We start from the raw sequence: 20,186 nt of genomic DNA, 5'->3' as shown, positions 1-20,186 counted from the left end.
ATGTTGATCGGCCATCCTCCCGAGCATCGCGACGGCGAACCCCATGGCGCCCGTGCGCATTTTCTTCAGGTGTTCCTGTCCCAGCGTTCGCAGATGGAAGCGCTGGTGAGCCGGCGCGTCGGTTGCCGGGCGACGGCGGCGGATCTGGTGCAGGACCTGTTTCTGCGTTTCTGGCGTCGACCGCTGGTGCAGGTCGAAGAACTCAGCACTTATCTGTTGCGCTGCGCCGGCAATATCGCCATCGATCATTTGCGCAGCGAAGGCGCGCGGGTGCGGGTCAACGAAGGCTGGCAACCGGAGGAGCCGGACAGCAGCGCCAGCGAACCGCAAGCCGCACTTGAAGCAGGCAACGATTTGCGCCATGTCGAAGCGGCGTTGCGCGCGCTGCCCGAGCGCACGCGGCAGATCTTTTTGCTCAATCGCATTCACGGGCGCAAGTACGCCGAGATCGCCAAAGCCATGGGCCTGTCCCAAAGCGCCGTGGAAAAACATATGATGCGCGCCCTCGAGGCCTGCAAGGCCAGCCTGCGCGAACCCGCGCCACGCCTGCCATGGAAAGCACCGTGAATCACACCGACCGCGTCATCCCGACGCCCGCTCAGGAACAGGCCGCGTTCGCCTGGCTGAGCCTGCTGCATGACCGACCGAGCACCGGTGATCAACTGACGTTCAGTCAATGGCTGCACGCTGATCCGGCCCACGCCGAGGCCTACGCCCAGGCGCAAGTGGTGTGGGAATTGAGCGAAGGGCCGGCGCGCACCTTGGCCGACGAAGACGCGCTGGCGTTGCAGGGATTGCTCGATGCGATGGACCGGCCGCGTCGTCCACAGATCCGGCGTTGGGCCGGCGCGTTGGCCATGGCGGCCTGCCTGTTGTTGATGATCAGCCTCGGCACAGGTTGGCAGCCGCAGCGCTGGATCGATGATCTGGGCGCCGATTACGTGTCGGCACCGGGCGAGATCCGCACCGTGATCCTGGCCGATCAATCGCAGGTGACGCTGGACGCCGACAGCGCCATCGCCGTGGATTTCAGTCATGGCGAGCGGCATGTGCAATTGCGCCGCGGCGCCGGATTTTTCAGCGTGACTCACACGGGCGATCCCTTTGTGGTCGAGGCCGAGAAGGGCCAGGCGCGGGTGCTCGGCACTCAGTTCGAAGTGCGCCTGCAACCGCAAGGTGCCCAGGTGACAGTGTTGTCCGGACGCGTCGGCGTGACGCCATCCCGCGATGGCCAACAGCAGGTTCTGACCGCTGGCCAACAAGTGGCGTACGGCGCAGGCACCGCGGAAAAACTCCACGCCGTGGACAGCGAAGCGCAACTGGTGTGGCGCCAGGGCTGGCTGACTTACTACAAATCGACGCTGGCCGATGTGGTGCAGGATTTGCGGCGTTATTACCCGGGACGGATCGTGTTGCTCAATGACGAGCTGGGCGCGCGCAAGGTCAGCGGCAGCTTTCCGAGCAAGGATCCGCAAGCGGTACTGAATTCGCTGCAAGGGGTGCTGGGATTCGAGCAACATCAGGTGTTGGGCAAGCTGATCATCCTGCGCTGAAAATATTTTCAACTTTGTAGTGAGGTAAACCCGGATGCCATCCGTGTAGTGACTGAAACTGCGAGTCATTCGCATCCGTTGCGGTTCTACACAGGTCATGAGCAATGAAGTCCAGGGCAAAATCGGGTTCGGTCAAACAGTGGTTAGGCGTTTCGGCCTTGAGTTTTTCGGCGTTGGCGCTGTTGCCGGTGAGCGTGGCGCTGGCCGCTGAATCCGTCAGCAGTCAGCCACAAAAGCAGTTCAGTTTTTCCCTGGCCGCCAAGCCCTTGCCTCAGGCCCTGAGCGACTTCAGCCGCGTCACCGGGCAGAGCGTGGTCTACACCGATGAAGCGCCTTACGGCCTGACCGCACCGGCGATCAACGGCCAGATGAGCGCCGAACAGGCGCTGCAACGTCTGCTCACAGGCTCGGGCCTGACCTTCCGCCGCACCGACAGCCATACCCTGGCGCTCGAACCGCAACCGACCGCAGGTGCGTTGAATCTGGGCGCGACCACCATCACTTCGGTGGTCAACCAGCCGATGAGCTACCAGCCACCGGAAACCAGTTCGGTGATGCGCTCTTCCGCTTCGCTTCAGGAAATCCCGCAGACCGTCAACGTGATCCCGGCTCAGGTCATTCGCGACCAGGCACCGCGCAATCTCGATGATGCACTGGCCAACGTCAGCGGCATCACCCAGGGCAACACGCTGGGCAGCACCCAGGATTCGGTGATGACCCGCGGCTTCGGCGACAACCGCAACGGCTCGATCATGCGCGACGGCATGCCGGTGGTGCAGGGCCGTGGCATGAACGCGACCGTGGATCGCGTCGAAGTGCTCAAGGGACCGGCGTCGCTGCTGTACGGGATTCAGGACCCGGGCGGTGTGGTCAACATGGTCAGCAAGAAGCCTGAACTGACTCAGTACAACGCGCTGACCCTGCGCGGCTCGACCTACGGCGACGGCAAGAATGGCAGCGGCGGCTCCTTCGACAGCACCGGTGCGCTGGGGGATTCCGGCCTCGCGTATCGCATGGTGCTGGACCACGAAGACGAAGATTACTGGCGCAATTTCGGCACTCATCGCGAAACCCTGATCGCGCCGTCGCTGGCCTGGTATGGCGAGCGCACCAAGCTGTTGTTTGCCTATGAGCACCGCGAATTCCTGACCCCATTCGATCGTGGAACCCTGATCGATCCGCGCACCAACCATCCGCTGGATATCTCGCGCAACGAACGTCTCGACGAGAAATTCAACGACATGGAAGGGCGTTCTGACCTCTATCACTTCGAGGCCGACCACGAACTCAACGACGATTGGAAAGCCCATTTCGGCTACAGCTGGAACCGCGAAACCTACGACGCCAGCCAAGTCCGCGTAACGGCGATCGACACCAAAAAAGGCACCCTGACCCGCAGCATGGACGGCACCCAAGGCGCGATCAGCACCGACCGTTTCACCACCGCCAGTCTCGAAGGCAAGGTCAACGTGCTGGGCATGCAGCATGACCTGGTGTTCGGCGTCGATGACGAGTACCGCAAGATCTACCGCGCCGACCTGATCCGCCAGAAAAGCCTGAGCACCTTCAGCTACGTCAACCCGGTCTACGGCCGCGAAGTCGAAGGCACCACCGTCAGCCCGGCGGACAGTGCGCAGACCGACGAACTGCGCAGCGATTCGGTGTTCCTGCAGGACTCGATCCACCTCAACGACCAGTGGATTCTGGTGGCCGGCGGGCGTTTCCAGGAGTACGACCAGTACGCCGGCAAAGGCGTGCCGTTCAAGGCCAATACCGACAGCAACGGCCAGAAGTGGGTGCCGCGCGCAGGTCTTGTATATCGCTACACCGACGCGTTGTCGTTCTACGGCAGCTATACCGAATCGTTCAAACCGAACTCGACCATCGCCCCGCTGAGCGGCAGCAGTACCGTGCTCGACGGCAGCATTGCGCCGGAAGAAGCCAAGTCCTGGGAGCTGGGCGCACGTCTGGATATGCCGGGACGCATCACCGGCAACATCGCCTTGTTCGACATCAAGAAACGCAACGTGCTGGTGGCCAATTCCGAAGGCCCGACCACGATTTACAGCGCTGCCGGCGAAGTGCGTTCCCGTGGTCTGGAAGTGGATCTGACCGGCCAGCTCAGCGACCGCTGGAGCATGATCGGCAGCTACGCCTACACCGACGCCGAGGTCACTGAAGACCCAGACTACAAAGGCAACAAGCTGCAAAACGTGGCGAAAAATACTGGCTCGCTATCGGCGGTCTATGACTTCGGCAGCGTGATCGGCGGCGATCAACTTCGGGTCGGCGCCGGCGCGCGCTATGTCGGTGAGCGAGCGGGTAACGCGGTGAATGATTTCGAGCTGCCGAGCTACACCGTGGCCGATGCGTTCGCCACTTACGACACCAAGGTTGAAGGGCAGAAGGTCAAGTTCCAGCTCAACGTGAAGAACCTGTTCGACCGCACTTACTACACTTCGGCGGCGAGCCGGTTCTTCGTGTCGATGGGTGACTCGCGGCAGATTTCGTTGTCGAGCACGCTGGAGTTCTGATCAGCGCAAAAACGCCTGGCGATATTCGCCGGGCGTTCCCCCCAGCACCTGACGGAAGCGATTGGTGAAGTGGCTGGCACTGGCAAATCCGCACGCCAGGGCAATCTCGCCCAACGGCAACGTCGTCTCGCGCAACAACTCCCGCGCCCGGCTCAAGCGCCGCGCCAGCACATACTGATGCGGCGGCAGGCCGAAGCTCACCCGGAACATCCGCGCAAAGTGGTATTCCGACAACGCACACAATCCCGCCAGTTGCCCGAGGCTGATCGGCTCGGCCAGTTGGCTGTCGATGAATTCCACCAGTTGCCGGCGCTGATGCGGCGCCAGCCCACCCTTGAGACGCAAGCCGTGGCGTACGCCCACCTGGCTCAACAGGGTTTGACTGATCAGTTCGTGGGCCAGGCTGCTGGTCAGCAGACGCTCGCCAGGCTCGTCCCAATTGAGAGTGAGTAACTGGCGAAACCGTCGGGCCTGTTGCGGATCTTCCAGAAAAGTCTGTTCGCGCAGCTGCATTTCCCGGGGCTCGCGATCCAGCAGCGTGACGCAACCCAAGGCAAATTGTTCGGCGCTGAAATACAGGTGGGCCAGGCGAATGTCGCCATTGATCACCCACCCCGACTCGTGGTCGGCTGGCAGGATGCACAACTTGTCCGGACTGCCTTTGTTTCCGGGGGCGCCACGGCGGAACGTGCCGGTGCCGCCGGCGATGTAGCAGGAGAGGGTGTGATGGCTCGGCGCTTTGTATTCCTGGGCGTCGTGGTGATTGGTCCACAAAGCTGCAGACAAGCCATCACCCAACTCGGCGCTGTGCACAAGGCGTGCATTGGGCGAATTGTTGAGGGCTTGAAAGACTTGCAGGGTATCGATGGCGGCCATGATCGGTTCTCTTCAACGCCTTGCATCCTACTCCGTAGATTTCGCGCTGCCAGCCTGTGGCCCGACAAAAGCGCAAGTTTATGCAAGCGAGGGGCGAGGGCGCGGGCGGACACTGAAACCCAATCGAGGAGTGTCTGCCATGAACCTGTCGTTGTATTTGTTGACCGTGCTGATCTGGGGCACCACCTGGATTGCCCTGAAGTGGCAACTGGGCGTGGTGGCGATTCCGGTGTCGATCGTCTATCGCTTCGGTCTCGCGGCGCTGGTGTTGTTTGCGCTGTTGCTGCTCAGCCGTCGCCTGCAACCGATGAACCGGCGCGGGCATTTGATCTGTGTCGCGCAGGGCTTGTGCCTGTTCTGCGTCAACTTCATGTGTTTCCTGACCGCCAGCCAATGGATTCCCAGCGGTCTGGTGGCGGTGGTGTTTTCCACCGCGACCTTGTGGAACGCGCTGAATGCGCGGGTGTTCTTCGGCCAGCGCATTGCGCGCAATGTGTTGATGGGCGGAGCGCTGGGGTTGTTTGGTCTGGGGCTGTTGTTCTGGCCGGAGCTGGCCGGGCATCACGCCAGTCCGCAAACCCTGCTCGGCCTTGGTTTGGCACTTTGCGGCACCTTGTGTTTCTCGGCGGGCAACATGCTCTCGAGCCTGCAACAGAGGGCCGGTCTCAAGCCGCTGACGACCAATGCCTGGGGCATGGCCTACGGCGCGGCGATGCTGTCGGTGTGGTGCCTGGTCAACGGCATTCCGTTCGAGATGGAATGGACGTCGCGCTACATCGGCGCATTGTTGTATCTGGTGATTCCGGGGTCGGTGATCGGCTTCACCGCGTACTTGACGTTGGTCGGTCGCATGGGGCCTGAACGCGCAGCCTATTGCACGGTACTGTTCCCGGTGGTGGCTTTGAATGTTTCGGCGTTTGCCGAAGGCTACCAATGGACGGCGCCGGCACTGGCCGGACTGGTGCTGGTGATGCTGGGCAATGTGCTGGTGTTCCGCAAACCCAAGGCGCCGGTAATGCCGAGTCACGGCAAACTGGCCTGAGTGTTCTGGCAGTAAAAGGGCAGACGTTTGGCGACGTCTGCCCCTTTTTTTGTCAGCCTTTCCAGACCTGCGGATTGACCAGATCCTGCGGGCGATCGCCGAGCAGGGCGCTGCGCAAATTGGCCAGTGCGCGGTTGGCCATGGCTTCGCGGGTTTCATTCGTCGCCGAGCCGATGTGCGGCAAGGTCACGGCATTTTTCAGCTGGAACAGCGGCGATTCGGCCAGCGGTTCTTTCTCGTAGACGTCGAGGCCGGCGCCGCGAATGCGGTTGTTTTGCAGGGCTTCGATCAGTGCCGGCTCGTCGACCACCGGGCCACGGGAGATGTTCACCAGAATCGCGTCCGGCTTCATCAGTGCCAGTTCACGATGGCTGATCAGGTGGCGGGTCTTGTCGCTGAGCGGCACCACCAGGCAGACGAAATCGGCTTCGGCCAGCAGTTGGTCAAGGCTGCGGAACTGCGCGCCGAGTTCCTGTTCCAGTTCGGTCTTGCGGCTGTTGCCACTGTAGATAATCGGCATGTTGAAGCCGAAGCGTCCGCGACGTGCGACGGCGGCGCCGATGTTGCCCATGCCGACAATGCCCAGGGTCTTGCCGTGTACGTCGCAACCGAACAGTGGTGCGCCGACGCTGGCCTGCCATTGGCCGGCCTTGGTCCAGGCGTCCAGTTCGGCGACGCGGCGGGCGCTGCTCATGATGAGGGCGAAGGCCAGGTCAGCGGTGCTTTCGGTGAGGACGTCCGGGGTGTTGGTGAGCATGATCCCGCGTTCGTTGAAGTAGGCGAGGTCGTAGTTGTCGTAGCCGACGGAGACGCTGGAGACCACTTCAAGCTTCGCGGCGTTTTCCAGTTGGGCCTTGCCGAGTTTGCGACCGACGCCGATCAGGCCGTGGGCGTGGGGCAGGGCTTCGTTGAACTGGGCGTTGATGTCGCCGTTTTTCGGGTTGGGGACGATGACGTCGAAGTCCTGTTGCAGGCGTTCGATCATGGGGGGGGTGATGCGGCTGAAGGCCAAAACTGTTTTTTTCATCGCTATGGGCTCGGCTTCGGGGCTTTATTGCCAAGCAAGCTAACATTTTCTGTTTGGGGTTGTCTTGGCGGCCTCTGGGCCGATCAGGCTTTTGGGGTTTGGGTGTATATCCGTTTTTTCGGGTGTTGCGGCTGGCGGTTCCGCTCTTACAGCGGCTCACTTTTTCAAACGCCGGAATGCCGGCCCAGCAAAAAGTAAGCAAAAGGCTTGGCCCCGGCGTTCGGCACCTCGCTGTGGCTCGGTGTTCCTTCGTTCCGGGATTCATCCGGGGGCATCGCCTACGGTTTGCTTCGCTGCACCTCCTCTCGATGCATGCGGCTGCGCCGCACGGTCGCTGCGCTCCCACCCCCGGATAAATCCCTCCACTCAGCCTTCCGATGGGGCCGGCACGTCAAAAGCGGTACTCGAGCTAACGCTCATCGTGTTGAGTGGTGGGAAGCCAAAGCAGAGACGGAATGTGTGCTTTTTTAAAACCCGAATTCACCTCGGTGTGTCATATCGGCGTACTTCTCCCAAACAACTCGGTCGGTCCCCTCTCCCTTGGGAGAGGGCTAGGGTGAGGGGTTGGCGCCCTCCGTATTCCCCCATTTTTCAGACCGGCCAACTCAATTCGCCACCCGCACCCCCGCCAGACTCCCACTCATCTCATAAGCCGCCAACTCCGCCTGATGCCCCGCCAATATCTCCGGCAACGATCCACGCAGGTATTCAACCCAGGTCTTGATCTTCGCATCCAGATACTGCCGCGACGGGTAGATCGCATACAGGTTCAGTTCCTGCGAGCGGTAGTTGGGCATGACCCGCACCAGCGAGCCATTGCGCAAGCCTTCAATCGCGGCGTACACCGGCAAAACACCGACACCCATGCCACTGGTGATCGCGCTTTTCATCGCGTCGGCGGAGTTCACCAGGAAGGGGGAGCTGTTGATGGTGACCATTTCCTGGCCGTCAGGGCCGTCGAAGGCCCATTTTTCCAGGGGGATCACCGGGCTCACCAGGCGCAGGCAGGCGTGGTTCAGCAGGTCGCTGGGTTTTTGTGCACAGCCGTTGGCTTTTACGTAGGCCGGGGAGGCGCAGACGATGCTGTAGGTGATGCCCAGGCGTTGCGAGACGAAGCCCGAGTCCGGCAGTTCGCGGGCGAGGACGATGGACACGTCGTAGCCTTCGTCGAGCAGGTCCGGCACGCGGTTGGCCATGGTCAGGTCGAAGGTCACGTCGGGGTGGGTCTTGCGGTAGCGGGCAATGGCGTCGATCACGAAGTGCTGGCCGATACCGGTCATGGTGTGCACTTTCAACTGTCCGGCCGGGCGGGCGTGGGCTTCGCTGGCTTCGGCTTCGGCCTCTTCGACGTAGGCGAGGATCTGCTCGCAGCGCAGCAGGTAGCGCTTGCCGGCTTCGGTGAGGGCGATCCGGCGGGTCGTGCGGTTGAGCAAGCGGGTTTGCAGGTGGGCCTCAAGGTTGGAGACCGCGCGCGAGACGTTGGCGGTGGTGGTGTCGAGTTGCACGGCGGCGGCGGTGAAGCTGCCGGCTTCGGCTACACAACTGAAGGCGCGCATGTTTTGCAAAGTGTCCATGGGGTGCTCTCAAGGGAGATGGCAAATTGTGACACGAAGTTTCAGGGGCTGAGACCCCCGACCAAGGGATTATCTCGTTAACGGTAACAAAGATTCACAGGATTCCCAGCTTATCGCCGTCATGGCACCCCCCTAGAATTGCGCCCACCTCGAAACATCTCCCACCTCAGGAATTCGCAGCAGTGCCGCGTCGCATCAACAGAGCGCTTTTGCCGCTCAGTGTTCTGGCTCTTTCGTTAGGTCTCGGCGGCTGCATTGGAACCGGAGGAATTGCCCCGCAGGGCAAGGCTCTGGAGGCCAATGAACTGGCCACCGACGAGGCCATCGCCCACGCCGCCCGTGACGCAAACTGGCCCACCGCCCAATGGTGGCAAGTCTACGGTGACCCGCAACTCAATCGCTGGATCGACCTTGCCGTGCAAGGCAGCCCGACCCTGGCCATGGCCGCCGCGCGCGTGCGTCAGGCCCGGTCACTGGCCGGTGTCGCCGAAGCCGCCGAGTCGTTGCAGATCAATGGCGAGTCGACCCTCAAGCGCCACAACTGGCCGACCGACCAGTTCTACGGTCCCGGTGAGCTGGCCAACAGCACCACCTGGGACAACAACGCGGCGCTGGGTTTCAGTTATGCCCTCGACCTCTGGGGGCGTGAAAGCAACAGCACCGAGCGGGCCGTCGATCTGGCGCACATGAGCGCGGCCGAGGCGCGTCAGGCGCAGCTCGAATTGCAGAACAACATCGTGCGCGCCTACATCGAGCTGTCGCTGCATTACGCCCAGCGCGACATCGTGGCGGCGACGCTCAAGCAGCAACAGCAGATTCTCGAGCTGGCGCAGAAACGCCTGAACGGCGGAATTGGTACGCACTTTGAAGTCAGCCAGGCCGAAACCCCGCTGCCGGAAACCCATCGGCAACTGGATGCACTGGACGAAGAGATCGCTCTGAGCCGCAACCAGATCGCGGCACTGGCCGGCAAAGGCCCGGGCGCCGGTGCGCAGTTGCAGCGTCCGACCCTGTCCCTCGGCGCGGCGTTGAAACTGCCGTCGGCATTGCCTGCTGAACTGCTCGGCCAGCGTCCCGACGTGGTCGCCAGTCGCTGGCAAGTGGCGGCGCAGGCGCGCGGGATCGAGGTCGCGCATGCCGGGTTCTACCCCAACGTCGATCTGGTCGGCAGTCTCGGCTACATGGCCACCGGCGGCGGGGCGCTGGAGTTCCTGACCGGCAAGAAGCTCAACTACAACGTCGGGCCGGCGATCTCGCTGCCGATCTTCGACGGCGGGCGACTGCGTGCCGAACTGGGCGAAGCCTCGGCGGGTTATGACATCGCCGTCGCGCATTACAACCAGACCCTGGTCAATGCGCTGAAGAACATCTCGGACCAGTTGATCCGCCGCGAGTCGATGGACAAGCAGCAGACGTTCGCCGCCGAATCGGTGGCCATCGCGCAGAAGACTTACGACATCGCGATGATCGCTTACCAGCGCGGCCTCACCGATTACCTCAACGTGCTTAACGCCCAGACCCTGCTGTTCAAACAGCAGCAGGTCGAGCAGCAGGTGCAGGCGGCGCGCTTGAGCGCCCATGCGGAACTGGTGACGGCATTGGGTGGTGGCCTTGGTGCGGGTAAAGACGTGCCGACAGCCGAACAGACCGCTGCACCGAAAACCCCGGCCCTTCTTCAAGCCCTCGACCACTGAGCAAGACTTAATGACTCCCTTGCCCGCACCTTTGCGCTGGCTCTACTCCCTGGAATGGCGCCGGGGTTTCTTCGACTGGGCGCGCAGCGATGGCGTGACCTGGGTCTACATCTTCAAGGTGTTGATTGCCGCGTTCCTGACCCTGTGGCTGGCGATGCGCCTGGAATTGCCGCAACCGCGCACGGCGATGATCACCGTGTTCATCGTCATGCAGCCGCAAAGCGGTCAGGTGTTCGCCAAGAGTTTCTATCGCTTCCTCGGCACTCTGGCCGGGTCGGCGATGATGGTCACGCTGATTTCGCTGTTCGCCCAGAACACCGAACTGTTCCTCGGTTCGCTGGCGATCTGGGTCGGCATCTGCTCGGCCGGCGCCGCCCGCTGCCGCAACTTCCGCGCCTACGGTTTTGTGCTGGCCGGGTACACGGCGGCGATGGTCGGCCTGCCGGCGCTCGCCCATCCTGACGGCGCGTTCATGGCGGCGGTGTGGCGAGTGCTGGAAATCTCGCTGGGGATTCTCTGCTCGACCCTGGTCAGCGCCGCGATCCTGCCGCAAACCGCCAGCGCGGCGATGCGCAACGCCTTGTATCAGCGCTTCGGTGTGTTCGCCCTGTTCGTCACCGATGGCCTGCGCGGGCGCAGCAAACCGGAGTCGTTCGAGGCCAGCAACGTGCGCTTCATCGCCGAAGCAGTGGGGCTGGAAGGGCTGCGCAGCGTGACCGTGTTCGAAGACCCGCACATGCGCCGGCGCAACGGTCGCCTCAGTCGCCTGAACAGCGAGTTCATGGGCATTACCACCCGGTTCAACGCCCTGCACCAGTTGCTCGAGCGCCTGCGCCGCAACGGCGCCGACCATGTGGAAGCAGCGATCAAACCGGGCCTGCAGGATTTGGCCGAAGTGCTGGACGGCTTTAGCGGCCGCGCCCTGACCAGTCCGGATGCGGCGCGTCTTGTACTGGCGCTCGCGGCCTACAAGGAAGGCTTGCCGGCGCGGGTGCGCAGCCTGCGGGCGATCTTCCAGGAGAGCGAGCCGAGCGACGCCGAACAACTGGATTTCCACACCGCATACGAGCTGCTCTATCGCTTCGTCGATGACCTGCACAGTTATGCACAGACCCACGCTTCGCTGGCTGATCACAGCCACGAACGCGAGCGCTGGGACGAGCCGTTCACCCCGCAGACCAGTTGGTGGGCGGCGGCAGCTTCGGGGATTCGTGCCGCATTCATTCTGGTCGTGCTCGGCAGTTACTGGGTCGCCACGGCGTGGCCGAGTGGCGCGACCATGACCCTGATCGCCGCCGCTACTGTGGGCCTGTCGGCCGCCACGCCGAACCCGAAACGCATGGCCTTCCAGATGGCCTGCGGCACGTTCCTCGGGGCGTTGATCGGCTTCGTCGAGATGTTTTTCATCTTCCCGTGGATCGACGGTTTTCCGCTGCTGTGCGTGATGCTCGCGCCGGTGATCGTGCTCGGCTCGTTCCTCGCTTCGCGGCCGCAATACGCTGGTGTCGGTCTTGGCCTGTTGATCTTTTTCAGCACCGGTTCCGTGCCGGACAACCTGACGATCTACAACCCCTACACCTTCATCAATGACTACATCGCCATGGTCATGGGCATGCTGGTTTGCGCCGCGGCGGGCGCGATCATCCTGCCGCCGAACAGCCGCTGGTTGTGGCAGCGCCTGGAGCAGGACCTGCGCGGGCAAGTGGTGTACGCGATCAGCGGCAAACTCAAGGGGCTGGCGTCGAGTTTCGAAAGCCGCACGCGCGATTTGATGCATCAGGCTTACGGCCTCGCGGCCGGTCAGCCGCTGGTGCAGAAAAACCTGCTGCGCTGGATGTTCGTGGTGCTTGAAGTCGGCCACGCGATCATCGAGTTGCGCAAGGAACAGGCGATCCTGCCGGTGCATCCGGCGTATGCCGAATCCCAGCCATGGCGTCAGGCGATCCGGGTCATGGGCCGCTCGCTGGTGCGGCTGTTCCTGCAACCGAATTCGAGCAATCTGGAACGCGCGCTGGTCGCGGTCGATCACGCGATCAGCCGGGTTGCCGCCACTGACGAGCCGTTCGCACCGCACTTTGATACCTCGGCGCTGCGTCGGGTGAAGAGTTATTTGCACTTCATCCGCACCTCGCTGCTCGACCCGCAATCGCCACTCGCTGCCTACGCCATCGCCAAGCCCGAAGGACTTGCCCATGCCTCGTGAAATCGCCTTCCACGGTGTGTACATGCCGACCATGACCCTGATGTTTTTCGTCGCTGCGGCATTGGCCTGGGCGCTGGACCGGTTCCTTTCGGGGTTCGATCTGTACCGCTTCTTCTGGCACCCGGCGCTGCTGCGCCTGAGCCTGTTTACCTGTCTGTTCGGCGCCATGGCGCTGACTGTCTACCGTTGAGTCTGAGAATTGTCCCGATGAAAAAGTTTTTCAGCCTGCTCGCGACCCTGCTGGTGCTGGCCCTGGCATTGTGGATCGGCCGCACGTTGTGGGAGCACTACATGAACACGCCGTGGACCCGCGACGGCCGGGTGCGCGCCGACATCATCAACGTCGCGGCCGACGTCACCGGTGAAGTGGTCGACGTGCCGGTACGCGACAACCAGTTGGTGAAGAAAGGTGATCTGCTGATGCAGATCGACCCCGAGCACTACCGCCTGGCGGTGAAACAGGCGCAGTCGCTGGTGGCTTCGCGCAAGGCCACGTGGGAGATGCGCAAGGTCAACGCCCATCGCCGCGCCGACATGGACGCGTTGGTGATCTCCAAGGAAAACCGCGACGACGCCAGCAACATCGCCGACTCCGCACTCGCCGATTACCAACAGGCCCAGGCGCAACTGGAAGCCGCCGAACTCAACCTCAAACGCACCGAGGTACGTGCGGCGGTGGACGGCTACGTGACCAACCTCAACGTCCATCGCGGCGACTACGCGCGCATCGGCGAAGCGAAAATGGCCGTGGTCGACATGAACTCTTTCTGGGTCTATGGCTTCTTCGAAGAAACCAAACTGCCCCACGTGCGGGTCGGCGACAAAGCTGACATGCAGCTGATGAGTGGCGAAGTCCTGAAGGGCCACGTGGAAAGTATTTCCCGCGGCATCTACGACCGCGACAACCCGGAAAGCCGCGAGCTGATCGCCGATGTGAACCCGACCTTCAACTGGGTGCGTCTGGCCCAGCGAGTGCCGGTGCGGATACACATCGATGAAGTGCCGGAAGGTGTGCTGCTGGCGGCGGGGATTACCTGCACCGTTGTTGTGAAGCAGGACGCTGTCGAGTAATCCGTTGGCGAGGGAGCAGGCTCCCTCGCCATAACCGGACGGTGTCAGCCCTGGCAAAACGTCTCGTGCAGATGCCGCCAGATCACCCGCCCGGATTCGGTTTTTTCAAACACCACGGTTGAACGTCGATCCGTGTGCAACCCGCTCGCATCGGTCTGCTGTTCGCGATAACTCACCGTCGCGCCGCCTTCATGCAAGGCAATCCCGCGAAGCTCGTCGAGCTCGATCCTGAACCCGCTCTTCTTGCCGCCGGCCATTTGAAACAGCGCACGCAAGGCCTCGAAATCCAGCACTCGCCCCAGTGGCGTCATCATGGAAAACCGGGGCGAAAACCGCGTCAGCAATCGCTCCAGTGCGGCCTCTTCTTCCTCCACGGCAAACCATCGTTCGATGGCCTCATGGGCCTGGATCACTTCGTCAAAATAGTCGGCGTAGTCAGTCATGTGGATTTTTCCTGAAGGTGAGATGAGCGCAGAAGGGCGAGTAATTTTGTCGAGTCGAAACGCAGCACGGCGGCCATCGGCAACAGCGTGAGCAGTGCAGCGGCGAGAAAGCAGTATTTGAAACCGTTGGCCCCCAACGCGCCCAACATTGAGCTGAGCAGCGCCGCGCCGAGGCAGAAACCGAGTTGCCGATTGATATTCCACAGGGCACTGGAGTGGCCCATTTTTTCCGGCGTGATACCGACAAACGCCAGGGTCTGCGCGGTGACGCTGCACAGACTGCCGCCCAACCCCATCAGGGCATAGGCGAGGATCAATGGGCCGCTAAGAGGGTGGTTGATCTGCATCAGCACGACGATGCCAAGGCATTGCAGCAGCATGCCGGCGATCAGCAATGGCTTGGGGCCGATCCGGTTGAAGCTGCGTTTACCCAGCATGATCGCCACGCCCGAAGCCGTCGCCCAGGACAGCATCAGCGCCCCGGTTTGTGCTGCACCGAAACCGAGGTCGTGCAGGTACAACACGGCGATCATGTTGGTGCCGGTAAAGATGCCGGGCACGAACAGATAGATCAGCATCGCCAGGCGCAATGACGGGTTCCTGATCAGTTGCAGATCAAGGACTGCACCCGGTTTGTTCCAGCCATCGCGCAGGTAGATCCAAAAGGTTATGGCACTGAGCAGCAGGACACCCATCGAGAGATGTCGGGTAGCGGATTCACTCGCCAGACTCACCGCAATCAACAACAGACTCAACGCAGACACGGCCAGCAGCAGACCGCGGGCGTCCAGTGTCGGGCGCTCACTCGCTGTCTGATCCGCTTTCAACCAGAGCAGGCCAAGACCGAAAGCGAAAAGCGCCACCGGCATGTTCAGGTAGAAAATCCAGCGCCACGACAGCGCCTCGACGATCAGACCTCCAGCCGCCGGCGACAGGGCCGGCACCATCAGGGCTACCAGCAAAACCACGCCAGTGAAGTGTGCACGTTGTGTCGCCGGAAACTCCCGATAGGCCAGCGCCTGACCAACCGGAAGCAGCAACCCGCCACCCAACCCTTGCAGCAGTCGCCAGCCGATCAGGCTTTCAATCGACCCCGCCTGAGCGATAAGCCCGGAGGCAATCCCGAACACCAGCAACGAACCAAGGATCAGCCGCCGCTCGCCCACCCGTGCAGCCAGCCACACGCTCATCGGAATGATCAGCGTCAGCCCGAGCATGTAGGCGTTGGTGATCCAGGCCAGTTGCGTCACCGAGGCGTGCAACTGCGCCGCGATGTCCGGGTAGGCGATGCTCGCGGCGAACATGTTCAGCAGGTCGAGGGCGAACCCCAACAGATACACCAGCGCGACTTTCGAGCGATAGGCCATTGCAGCTTCCCTGTGATGAGGCGTGCAGGGTAGGGCGCTGGCGGCAATAGAAATACGCTGGTTTGGCTGCTAGTTTGTCAAAATTATTTTGACGGGGAGCGCTGCGAACATGGTCAGCCTGGATCGATTCGATACCTTCAAAGCCGTGGTCGAGGCCGGCTCGCTGACCGCAGCCGCCGATACGCTGGGACAAACGCGGGCGGTGGTGAGCTTCAACCTCAAACGGCTGGAAGAAGAGTTGGGCGTCACCTTGCTCACCCGCAACACCCGGCAACTGGCCCTGACCGATGCCGGCGAACGTTTTTACCGACGCTGTCTGCGCACGCTGGACGAAGCACGGTTGGCAATCGAGGAAGCGCGTTCGGAGCACTCGCAACTCAAGGGCACCCTGCGCATCACCACGACCGTGGAGTTCGCGCTGGCTCAGGTGGTGCCGGCGCTGGAGGTGTTTCGACAGCAGCAACCGCAACTGAACATTCACCTGTCCACGTCCTCGACCCATGCCGATCTGATATCCGAACGCTTTGACATGGCAATTCGTCTGGGCCGCATGCACGACTCCAATCTGCGGGCGGTGCAGCTGTCGACGTTCGAGGTGTTTGCAGTGGCGGCGCCGGGGCTGGTCGAGCGATTTGTGCCGGTCGATACGCTGGCGGTGCTGGAGTCGATGCCGACGCTCGGGCATGGGCGAGTGCCGGAAATGACGGTCAGCGACCCGGCCTGCACCGAGCATATCTATCAGCCAAAACCGGGAACCACTGCCATTGTTGCCGACAACTCCGCGACCCTGCGTGCCTTTGCACTGACTGGGCAAGGCGTCGCGATTCTGCCGCAGTGGCTGATTCAGGAAGACCTCGACGCCGGTCGGTTACAGCGTTTGCTGCCGGATTACCGCTTCGCCCAGCAAGGGGTATACGCGTTGTACCCGGACACCCGGCACCTGCCGTTGAAGGTGCGGGCGTTCATTGATTTCATGAAGGGCTGGGGGTGAAGCTCTGCGGTGTCTGCACTGGCGCCATCGCGGGCAAGCCACGCTCCCACAAGTTTAGCGGGGCACTCAGATATCCAGTACGACACGAAAACCTGTGGGAGCGGGCTTGCCCGCGATGGGGCTGACGCGGTTTCAGAGTTGCCCGCGCAAGCCGAAGCGCTTCATCAACGTCGATTCCAGCAACCCTTTCGGCAGCAACGTCGCCAGCAGCGGCAACGCCCGGCTGCCATTGCCGATGCGGATCAGGCGTGGCGGCTTGCTCTGCTGCACAGCCTTGAGCAGCTCGGCAGCAAATTCGCTGGCCGGGGTCGGTTTGTCCTGCGAGGCCTTGGCCCGTGCCCGAATACCTTCGCGCAACGGAAACCACGGTGATTGTTCGTTGATCAGTTGTTCGGCTTCATGCCCGGCATTCTTGGCGAAGCTCGATTGAATTGCCCCCGGCTGCACTTCCATCACGCGAATTCCGAACGGCGCCAGCTCCATGCGCAACGCATCACTCAACGCGTGTACCGCCGCTTTCGACGCGCAATAGGCGCCGGCAAATGGCGTGACCAGAACCCCGGAGACGCTGCCGACATTCACCACCAGGCCCTTGGCCCGGCGCAGTACCGGGAACAGCGCGCGGGTCACGCCGACTATCGAAAACACGTTGGTTTCGAACTGGCGCTGCATGGCCGGAACGCCGCCGTCGAGCAGCGGCCCCATGGCGCCGTAACCGGCGTTGTTGATCAGCACATCGAGGCCGCCATGTTGCTGGTTGATCCGTTCGGCGAGTTGTTCCAGCGCTGCGCTGTCATTGACGTCGAGCTGCACCGCCGTGAACCCGGCCGCACCGAGTGTCGCGACATCTTCAGCCTTGCGCGCACTGGCCCAGACCTCGTAGCCGGCGCCTTTGAAGGCATCGGCGAGGGCGCGGCCGATGCCGCTGGAACAACCGGTAATCAACGCAACGGGCATGGCGCATTCCTTGTGCAAAGTGTGAGGGGAGGGATCAGTCGGAGAAACTACCCTGCAATCGCTCGGCGCGAAACTCCAGGGTTTGCGGGCGATAACCGGGGCGCAACGGCGGCATCGGCAGGCAGTCTTCCCAATTGCCGCCGGGCTGCAATTCGCCGGGGCCGCGATAGCGCGGGGCGGCGTATTGATTGTCGGCCAGGTTCACGGTGTCGCCCGGCGCGTACGCCGCGATGCGCCAGCGCAGTTCGGTCAGCGGCACGTCGTTGCCGTTGTTCATCTTGAGCAGCAGCGGGCGGTCGGCGGGGCAGTGTTCGGGGGCATAGACGATGCGCAGTTCCAGGCGCGCCAGTTGCTTGACCTCGCGGTTGTCCAGCCACACCACCCACATCGCCACCAACCCGAGGCCAACGGCGGCGGCCATGGACACCGGCAAGGCCTTGGCCGGGTAGCGCAACAGCAGGATCAGCCAGGTGATGACCAGCAAGACGCCGATGAACATGTCGCGAAACCTCGTGGGCAGGGAAGGTTCATCCTACCTAAGCCTGGAGGCGGTTGGCGAAAAAAAAAGCCCCCGCCCAACCCGCTGCGGATAGGGGACGCAGCGGGCTGGACGGGGACTTCTTGTTTTACGGAACGCTTACTGCGCGATGGTTTTCACCGACACGCCGCGTTCGATCGGGGTAGAGCGACCGTAGATATCTTCGAAGCGCTCGATATCGTCTTCGCCCAGGTACGAGCCCGACTGCACTTCGATGATTTCCAGCGGGATCTTGCCCGGGTTGCGCAGGCGATGCACCGAGGCGATCGGGATGTAGGTCGACTGGTTTTCAGTGAGCAGAAACACGTTCTCGTCGCAGGTCACTTCGGCGGTGCCGCTGACCACGATCCAGTGTTCGGCGCGGTGGTGGTGCATCTGCAGCGACAGGCACGCGCCCGGCTTGACCGAGATGTGCTTGACCTGGAAGCGGCCACCCATGTCCACCGAGTCGTACGAGCCCCACGGACGGTACACCTCGCAGTGGTTCTGGGTTTCGCTACGGCCTTGGGCGTTGAGGGTGTTGACCATCTGCTTGACGCCTTGGACCTTGTCCTTGTGGGCGATCATCATGGCGTCCTTGGTTTCGACCACCACGATGTTTTCCAGACCGATCACCGACACCAGTTTGCCGTTGCCGTGGATCATGCAGTTCTTGCTGTCCTGGATCACCACGTCGCCCTTGCTGACGTTGCCGTTGGCGTCCTTTTCGTTGACCTCCCACAGCGACGACCAGCAGCCAACATCGCTCCAGCCGGCAGTCAGCGGCACCACGCAGGCGCGCTGGGTTTTTTCCATCACGGAATAGTCGATGGAGTTGTCCGGGCAGCAGGCGAAGGTGGCTTCGTCCAGGGTGACGGTGTCGGCATCCTGCTGGCTGCGTTCGAGGGTCAGCAGGCAGGTGTCGTAGATGTCCGGATCGTGCTTTTTCAGCTCTTCGAGAAAGCGGCTGGCGCGGAACAGGAACATGCCGCTGTTCCAGTAGTAACCGCCGGATTCGACGTACTCGGTGGCGCGTTTGACGTCGGGTTTTTCCACGAAGTGCGAGACGCGGCTGACGCCTTCCGGCAGCAGCGAATCGCCGGTGGACTTGATGTAGCCGTAACCGGTTTCCGGTTTGGTGGCCGGTACGCCGAACAGCACCATCTCGCCGTTTTCGGCGGCGACGGTGGCCAGGGCCAGGGCGCGTTGCAGGGCTTTCTGGTCTTCCAGAACGTGGTCGGCCGGCAGTACCAGCATCAGTTCGTCGCGACCTTCATTGACCAGCATCATCGCGGTCAGCGCCACGGCCGGCGCGGTGTTGCGACCGAACGGTTCCATCAGGATCCGCTGGCATTCCAGATTGCGGCTGGCCAACTGCTCGTTGACGATGAAGCGGTGATCCTTGTTGCAGACCACGATCGGGGTGTCCATGCCTTCGAACACCAGACGCTCGAGGGTTTGCTGGAACAGTGTGTGTTCGCCGGTCAGGGCGAGGAACTGCTTGGGAAACTGCTTGCGCGAAAGCGGCCAAAGACGTGAGCCGCTACCACCTGACAAGATCACCGGAATCATATTGTTTACTCCTAAAAATGCAGTTGGGAGCTGCAAGCTGCAAGCGGCGAGTTAGAAGCACTTCACTTGCAGCTTGAGGCTTGTAGCTGATAGCTCGAGCGATTAGCGAGTCGACACCGGGCGTTTCACCCAGACTGGCGACAGGTTGCTGCCGTTGCCGGTGACGTACAGCACGGCTGCTTCACCGCGCTCCAGGGCGACCGGTTTCACGTCGCCGACTTTCTTGTCACCTTCGTACAGCGCCAGGCTGACTTTCACCGGGTTGATTTCACGCTCGCCACGGCCCTTGGCGGCCACGTTCGGCACCACGTCGGTCTTGCCGTCGGCGGTCTTCAGGGTCAGCGGTTTGTCGCTGAGGTTCTGCACGCGCACCAGGGATTTCTGCTTGTTCTTGAACGGTGGTTCTTCGATCAGTTGCGGCGCGCCGGAAGCGTTGTTGACCAGGGTGTAGTAATGGTCACCGGCGAGTTTCACCGGCAGGGTCTGGCTGCCGACCTTGGCGCTGTAGTCGCCGCCCGGCATGAAGCTGAAGTCGCTGCTGGCCAGCGGCGCGACGTCGCTCAGATTGGTGCTGCCGACGGTGGCGCTGACTTCAGCGTTGCTGGCGTTGTAGACGCGCACGAAGGTCGAGCCTTTCGGTGCAGTCGGGCCGTACAGCGCAGCGTCGCCACCGGCGAAGGCCTGGACCGACAGCACGCTCAGACCCGCAACCAGAGCGAAGCGTTTGGCGAGACGACGAGGAGTTGTAGTGAAAGTCATGGTGTT

Annotated in this window: 18 protein-coding genes; 9 read left to right on the top strand and 9 right to left on the bottom strand. The window is 62.2% G+C overall.

The features are described 5' to 3' along the window. From C1X29_RS07215 to C1X29_RS07205, 3 genes are all read left to right on the top strand, one after another. Window positions 1-567 carry an RNA polymerase sigma factor gene (locus C1X29_RS07215; protein ID WP_102717138.1) on the top strand — a complete coding sequence of 189 codons (567 nt, stop codon included), beginning with the start codon at window positions 1-3 and terminating at the stop codon, window positions 565-567. After that, a complete protein-coding gene (locus C1X29_RS07210; protein WP_102717137.1) occupies window positions 564-1,553 on the top strand; it encodes a FecR family protein in 990 nt (329 codons plus the stop codon). The genes C1X29_RS07215 and C1X29_RS07210 overlap by 4 nt, the downstream gene beginning before the upstream one ends. A gap of 104 nt (window positions 1,554-1,657) precedes the next feature. Then, on the top strand, window positions 1,658-4,087 hold the full coding sequence (locus C1X29_RS07205; RefSeq protein WP_102717136.1) for a TonB-dependent receptor: 2,430 nt from the start codon (window positions 1,658-1,660) through the stop codon (window positions 4,085-4,087). Here the strand turns inward: C1X29_RS07205 and C1X29_RS07200 are convergent, their stop codons facing one another. After that, window positions 4,088-4,963, bottom strand: a complete 876-nt coding sequence (locus C1X29_RS07200) for a helix-turn-helix domain-containing protein (RefSeq protein WP_102717135.1) — start codon at window positions 4,961-4,963, stop codon at window positions 4,088-4,090. Window positions 4,964-5,102: 139 nt separating this feature from the next. Here C1X29_RS07200 and C1X29_RS07195 point away from each other — a divergent pair, with 139 nt between their 5' ends. Next, complete coding sequence (locus tag C1X29_RS07195; protein ID WP_102717134.1) at window positions 5,103-6,005, top strand: DMT family transporter; 903 nt, start codon at window positions 5,103-5,105, stop codon at window positions 6,003-6,005. 52 nt (window positions 6,006-6,057) lie between these two features. On the opposite strand, the gene C1X29_RS07190 is transcribed toward C1X29_RS07195, so the two are convergent. Both C1X29_RS07190 and C1X29_RS07185 read right to left on the bottom strand, forming a co-directional pair. Beyond that, window positions 6,058-7,032: a D-glycerate dehydrogenase gene (locus C1X29_RS07190; RefSeq protein WP_102686899.1), complete on the bottom strand. Its 975-nt coding sequence runs from the start codon at window positions 7,030-7,032 to the stop codon at window positions 6,058-6,060. Between the two features lie 605 nt (window positions 7,033-7,637). Next, window positions 7,638-8,606, bottom strand: coding sequence for a LysR family transcriptional regulator (locus C1X29_RS07185; protein WP_085608127.1), 969 nt, complete (start codon window positions 8,604-8,606; stop codon window positions 7,638-7,640). Window positions 8,607-8,788: 182 nt separating this feature from the next. Here C1X29_RS07185 and C1X29_RS07180 point away from each other — a divergent pair, with 182 nt between their 5' ends. The 4 genes from C1X29_RS07180 to C1X29_RS07165 are packed head-to-tail and all read left to right on the top strand — an operon-like array spanning window position 8,789 to window position 13,574. Then, window positions 8,789-10,300 carry an efflux transporter outer membrane subunit gene (locus C1X29_RS07180; protein WP_102686901.1) on the top strand — a complete coding sequence of 504 codons (1,512 nt, stop codon included), beginning with the start codon at window positions 8,789-8,791 and terminating at the stop codon, window positions 10,298-10,300. Window positions 10,301-10,310: 10 nt separating this feature from the next. Next, the gene (locus C1X29_RS07175; protein WP_102686902.1) at window positions 10,311-12,503 is read left to right on the top strand and encodes an FUSC family protein; all 2,193 of its coding nucleotides are present in this window, start codon (window positions 10,311-10,313) and stop codon (window positions 12,501-12,503) included. Continuing rightward, window positions 12,493-12,693: a DUF1656 domain-containing protein gene (locus C1X29_RS07170; RefSeq protein WP_003221811.1), complete on the top strand. Its 201-nt coding sequence runs from the start codon at window positions 12,493-12,495 to the stop codon at window positions 12,691-12,693. Before C1X29_RS07175 ends, C1X29_RS07170 begins: the two co-directional genes overlap by 11 nt. Window positions 12,694-12,710: 17 nt before the next feature. Next, on the top strand, window positions 12,711-13,574 hold the full coding sequence (locus C1X29_RS07165; RefSeq protein ID WP_102717133.1) for an HlyD family secretion protein: 864 nt from the start codon (window positions 12,711-12,713) through the stop codon (window positions 13,572-13,574). Window positions 13,575-13,618: 44 nt separating this feature from the next. Here C1X29_RS07165 and C1X29_RS07160 read toward each other — a convergent pair whose 3' ends face one another. After that, on the bottom strand, window positions 13,619-14,017 hold the full coding sequence (locus C1X29_RS07160; RefSeq protein WP_085746983.1) for a DUF4440 domain-containing protein: 399 nt from the start codon (window positions 14,015-14,017) through the stop codon (window positions 13,619-13,621). Beyond that, complete coding sequence (locus tag C1X29_RS07155) at window positions 14,014-15,384, bottom strand: MFS transporter (RefSeq protein WP_102717132.1); 1,371 nt, start codon at window positions 15,382-15,384, stop codon at window positions 14,014-14,016. Before C1X29_RS07155 ends, C1X29_RS07160 begins: the two co-directional genes overlap by 4 nt. A 109-nt stretch (window positions 15,385-15,493) precedes the next feature. Here C1X29_RS07155 and C1X29_RS07150 point away from each other — a divergent pair, with 109 nt between their 5' ends. Further along, window positions 15,494-16,375, top strand: a complete 882-nt coding sequence (locus C1X29_RS07150) for a LysR family transcriptional regulator (protein ID WP_102717131.1) — start codon at window positions 15,494-15,496, stop codon at window positions 16,373-16,375. Between the two features lie 132 nt (window positions 16,376-16,507). Here the strand turns inward: C1X29_RS07150 and C1X29_RS07145 are convergent, their stop codons facing one another. From C1X29_RS07145 to C1X29_RS07130, 4 genes are all read right to left on the bottom strand, one after another. Beyond that, complete coding sequence (locus C1X29_RS07145; RefSeq protein ID WP_102717130.1) at window positions 16,508-17,332, bottom strand: SDR family oxidoreductase; 825 nt, start codon at window positions 17,330-17,332, stop codon at window positions 16,508-16,510. Between the two features lie 34 nt (window positions 17,333-17,366). Further along, the gene (locus C1X29_RS07140; protein ID WP_007957299.1) at window positions 17,367-17,831 is read right to left on the bottom strand and encodes a hypothetical protein; all 465 of its coding nucleotides are present in this window, start codon (window positions 17,829-17,831) and stop codon (window positions 17,367-17,369) included. A 138-nt stretch (window positions 17,832-17,969) separates the two neighbouring features. Continuing rightward, entirely contained in the window at window positions 17,970-19,421 is a 1,452-nt protein-coding gene (locus C1X29_RS07135; protein WP_011332549.1) for a mannose-1-phosphate guanylyltransferase/mannose-6-phosphate isomerase, read from the bottom strand. Window positions 19,422-19,523: 102 nt separating this feature from the next. After that, window positions 19,524-20,180: an alginate O-acetyltransferase AlgF gene (locus C1X29_RS07130; RefSeq protein WP_085608134.1), complete on the bottom strand. Its 657-nt coding sequence runs from the start codon at window positions 20,178-20,180 to the stop codon at window positions 19,524-19,526. Window positions 20,181-20,186 lie beyond the last annotated feature (6 nt).

It is taken from the genome of Pseudomonas sp. GW456-12-10-14-LB2 (genome assembly GCF_002884345.1).
GTDB lineage: Bacteria > Pseudomonadota > Gammaproteobacteria > Pseudomonadales > Pseudomonadaceae > Aquipseudomonas > Aquipseudomonas paraglycinae.
This window is presented reverse-complemented; position numbering and strand designations above follow the sequence as displayed.

Coding starts and splice junctions, on each gene's coding strand:
- C1X29_RS07215 (WP_102717138.1), top strand. CDS start 1: ATGTTGATCGGCCATCCTCCCGAGCATCGCGACGGCGAACCCCATGGC.
- C1X29_RS07205 (WP_102717136.1), top strand. CDS start 1,658: ATGAAGTCCAGGGCAAAATCGGGTTCGGTCAAACAGTGGTTAGGCGTT.
- C1X29_RS07200 (WP_102717135.1), bottom strand. CDS start 4,963: ATGGCCGCCATCGATACCCTGCAAGTCTTTCAAGCCCTCAACAATTCG.
- C1X29_RS07195 (WP_102717134.1), top strand. CDS start 5,103: ATGAACCTGTCGTTGTATTTGTTGACCGTGCTGATCTGGGGCACCACC.
- C1X29_RS07190 (WP_102686899.1), bottom strand. CDS start 7,032: ATGAAAAAAACAGTTTTGGCCTTCAGCCGCATCACCCCCCCCATGATC.
- C1X29_RS07185 (WP_085608127.1), bottom strand. CDS start 8,606: ATGGACACTTTGCAAAACATGCGCGCCTTCAGTTGTGTAGCCGAAGCC.
- C1X29_RS07175 (WP_102686902.1), top strand. CDS start 10,311: ATGACTCCCTTGCCCGCACCTTTGCGCTGGCTCTACTCCCTGGAATGG.
- C1X29_RS07170 (WP_003221811.1), top strand. CDS start 12,493: ATGCCTCGTGAAATCGCCTTCCACGGTGTGTACATGCCGACCATGACC.
- C1X29_RS07165 (WP_102717133.1), top strand. CDS start 12,711: ATGAAAAAGTTTTTCAGCCTGCTCGCGACCCTGCTGGTGCTGGCCCTG.
- C1X29_RS07160 (WP_085746983.1), bottom strand. CDS start 14,017: ATGACTGACTACGCCGACTATTTTGACGAAGTGATCCAGGCCCATGAG.
- C1X29_RS07155 (WP_102717132.1), bottom strand. CDS start 15,384: ATGGCCTATCGCTCGAAAGTCGCGCTGGTGTATCTGTTGGGGTTCGCC.
- C1X29_RS07150 (WP_102717131.1), top strand. CDS start 15,494: ATGGTCAGCCTGGATCGATTCGATACCTTCAAAGCCGTGGTCGAGGCC.
- C1X29_RS07145 (WP_102717130.1), bottom strand. CDS start 17,332: ATGCCCGTTGCGTTGATTACCGGTTGTTCCAGCGGCATCGGCCGCGCC.
- C1X29_RS07140 (WP_007957299.1), bottom strand. CDS start 17,831: ATGTTCATCGGCGTCTTGCTGGTCATCACCTGGCTGATCCTGCTGTTG.
- C1X29_RS07135 (WP_011332549.1), bottom strand. CDS start 19,421: ATGATTCCGGTGATCTTGTCAGGTGGTAGCGGCTCACGTCTTTGGCCG.
- C1X29_RS07130 (WP_085608134.1), bottom strand. CDS start 20,180: ATGACTTTCACTACAACTCCTCGTCGTCTCGCCAAACGCTTCGCTCTG.